The organism is Gemmobacter sp. LW-1 (genome assembly GCF_001303875.1).
GTDB lineage: Bacteria > Pseudomonadota > Alphaproteobacteria > Rhodobacterales > Rhodobacteraceae > Gemmobacter > Gemmobacter caeni.
In genome coordinates this window covers 1-3,071 of record NZ_LJSC01000069.1, presented here as the reverse complement: position 1 = coordinate 3,071, position 3,071 = coordinate 1, and the positions used below count along the sequence as shown (strand labels likewise).

Sequence of the window (3,071 nt, the reverse complement as noted above, 5' to 3'; positions counted from 1 at the left end):
GAGGGGCAGCTTGCCGGGCAGCCGGTGAAGCTGGCCGAGTATCAGAAGCGGTTCATCCGGGGGGCGCTGGCCGATGGCATCATGGTCGGGGTGCTGTCCATCGGCAGGGGCAATGCCAAGACCGCCACCTCGGCGGGCATCGGTTTGGGCGCGCTTATGGGCGTCTGGGATGACCAGCCGAAGCGGGAAATCATCATCGCGGCGCGAAACAGGGACCAAGCGAAAACCGCCTTCGGCTTTGTGGTCGGCTTTGTGCAGGGCTTGCCCGAGGCGGAACAGGAACTGTTCACCATCCGCCGCGGCTACAAGCTGGAAGTGGAATACTCGGCCAATGGCGGCGGGCTTCTGCGCGTCATTCCGGCAGACGGCAAGTCGATCCTCGGCGGTGCCCCGACACTGGCGATTCTGGACGAGCGGGCGGCATGGGAGCGCGACAAGGGCGACGCGCTGGAAAACGCCATTCTCTCGGGCCTTGGCAAGCGCAACGGGCGCGCGCTGATCATTTCCACCAGTGCCCCGGATGACGCCAACACCTTTTCCAAGTGGCTGGACGATCCGCCACCCGGCACCTATCGGCAGGAACATCGCCCGCCCTTTGGCCTGCCTGCTGACGATCTGGAAAGCCTGCTGGAAGCGAACCCCGGCGCGGCTGAGGGCATAGGCGCAAGCCCGGAATGGCTGGTGGCGCAGGCGCGCCGGGCGATTGCGCGCGGCGGATCGGCGCTGGCCTCCTTCCGCAACCTCAACCGTAACGAGCGGGTTTCGACCGAAGATCGGTCGGTGCTGGTGACAGTGGATGAATGGCTCTCCGCCGAGGTGGCGCCCGATGATCTGCCCGAGCGGGCCGGTCCCTGCGTTCTGGGCGTTGATCTGGGCGGCAGTCGCAGCATGTCGGCGGCGGCATTCTACTGGCCGGATACCGGGCGGCTGGAGGCTGTCGGCACCTTCCCGGCCTTCCCTTCGCTGCAAGACCGGGGCGAGGCTGACGGCGTGTCGGGCCGCTATGTCGAGATGAACGAGCGGGGCGAGTTGTCCACCATGGGCGAAAACACGGTGCCGCCCGGCCCGTGGCTGGCCTCTCTGGTGAAGCTGGCCGATGGCGCGAACCTCGCCTGCATCGCGGGCGACCGCTTCCGTCACGCTGAATTTGTCGAGGCGATGAATGGCGCGGGCCTGCGCGTTCCCTTCGTCTGGCGCGGCTTCGGCTGGAAGGATGGCAGCGAGGATATTGAGCGGTTCCGCCGCGCGCTGTTCGACGGCGAGGTGAAGGTGGTGCCAAGCCTGCTTCTGCGATCTGCCTTCGCGGATGCGATCACGCTGGTGGACCCGGCAGGCAATCACAAGCTGGCGAAAGCGCGGTCTCTGGGCCGCATCGACGCGGCGGCGGCTGTTGTGCTGGCCGTGGCCGAGGGGCAGCGGCGCAAGGCTGCACCCACCAGAAAGGCGCGTGTCGCATGGATGTGAGGCGCGAACATCACCGCCATTCACGGCACGTCACCCGCACCGCCCGGTGGAAGGTTCTGCGGGCTGCGGTGCTGGAGCGGGACGGCTGGAAATGCCGGTGCTGCGGCGAGCGGCGGCGGCTGGAGGTGGACCATATCAGGCCGGTGCGGACGCACCCGGAATTGGCCTTCGATCCGCGCAACCTGCAAGCCCTGTGTGGCCCCTGTCACACCCGAAAGACCCGCATCGAATGCGGTCATAAAGAGAAATCCCCCGAGCGCAAGGCTTGGGCCGATGCCGTCGCCTCTCTGGCGGCGGAACCTGCAACCCTATCGAGCAATGAGGTATGACCATGCTTGACTCTGTGAAGATTGCCCGGCGCCAGTCGGAGATCCGCCAAGCCCTTGCGGGCCTTGTCGGCAAGACCGATGCGACCGCCGATGAACTGCGCCAGATGGAGGCGCTGGACGTTGAATATCGCCAGAACGAAACCCGCTATCGGGCGGCGCTGGTGGCCGAGGATACCGAACGCCGCGAGGCCGGGGCCGATCTGGAAACCCGTTCCAGCCGCGAAATGGCCGATCTGATGGCGCGCTTCGAACTGCGCCAGGTGGTGCTGTCGCTGGACGAAGGCCGGGCGCTGGACGGCCCGACCGCTGAAATCGTGTCGGAGCTGCGTTCGGCGGGCGGCTTCCGGGGTGTGCCGGTGCCGTGGGCGGCGCTGGAACAGCGGGCCGGGGAAACCGTGGCCTCGGGCACCCCGAACCCGATGCAGACCCGCCCCATCATCGACCGGCTGTTCCCGGCTTCGGTGGCGGGCCGCATGGGCGCCCAGATGATCACCATCGATTCGGGCGCGGTGGAATGGCCGGTGACGACTTCGGCGGTCACGGCGGGCTGGGCTGACGGCGAAACCGCCAATGTCGCGGGGCCGACCGCCTACGCCACGACCGACCGCGCGCTGTCGCCCGATCATAACCTCGGGGTGCAGATGCGGATCACCCGCAAGACCCTGAAACAGTCGGGCGATGCGCTGGAAGCTGCCATTCGCCGCGACATGAACGGCGCCATGCAGTCGGAACTGGACAAGGCCATTTTCCTCGGCACCGGGGCGAACGGGCAGCCCTTGGGCGTCATCACCGGGGCCGCGACCTATGGCATCACCAGCACGGCGGTTGCGGCTGCGGCGACGTGGGGCGCCTTCCGCGCGGCGGTGGTGCGCTTCATGGCCGCGAATGCCGCGAACGGGCCGGGCGACGTGAAGGCGCTGATCCGCCCCGAAGTCTGGGACTTCATGGATGACGCGGAAGCCTTCACCGGCACGGGCGTCACCGAATGGGCGCGCATGGCGGCGCAACTGGGCGAGATTGTGCAGTCGTCGAATGCGCTGGCGGCACCGGCTGGCAGCCCGTTGGCGACCTCGGCCCTGCTGACCACCAGCGCGGGCGGCGTGGCGCCGGTGTTTGTCGGCCTCTGGGGCGCGGTGGACCTGATCCGCGACCCGTTCAGCGATGCACAGGCTGGCGGGCTGCGCATCACGGCGCTGGCGACGGCGGATGTGACCGTGGCGCGGGCCTCGCAACTGCAACTGCTGACCGGCGTCGAGGTGGCGTAATGCTCTGGGGCGG

Annotated in this window: 3 protein-coding genes; all 3 read left to right on the top strand. The window is 68.0% G+C overall.

Going from position 1 to position 3,071, the window contains the following annotated elements:
• The coding region (locus tag AO684_RS20860) for a terminase large subunit domain-containing protein (protein ID WP_054304663.1) at positions 1-1,464 on the top strand (1,464 nt) is incomplete at its 5' end.
• On the top strand, positions 1,455-1,793 hold the full coding sequence (locus AO684_RS20855; protein WP_054304662.1) for an HNH endonuclease: 339 nt from the start codon (positions 1,455-1,457) through the stop codon (positions 1,791-1,793). The genes AO684_RS20860 and AO684_RS20855, both read left to right, overlap by 10 nt.
• Positions 1,794-1,795: 2 nt before the next feature.
• A complete protein-coding gene (locus AO684_RS20850; protein ID WP_054304654.1) occupies positions 1,796-3,058 on the top strand; it encodes a phage major capsid protein in 1,263 nt (420 codons plus the stop codon).
• The last annotated feature ends 13 nt before the right edge of the window (positions 3,059-3,071 follow it).

What these genes read in the sequence shown, in the direction of transcription:
- AO684_RS20855 (WP_054304662.1), top strand. Translation starts at nt 1,455, where the DNA reads ATGGATGTGAGGCGCGAACATCACCGCCATTCACGGCACGTCACCCGC.
- AO684_RS20850 (WP_054304654.1), top strand. Translation starts at nt 1,796, where the DNA reads ATGCTTGACTCTGTGAAGATTGCCCGGCGCCAGTCGGAGATCCGCCAA.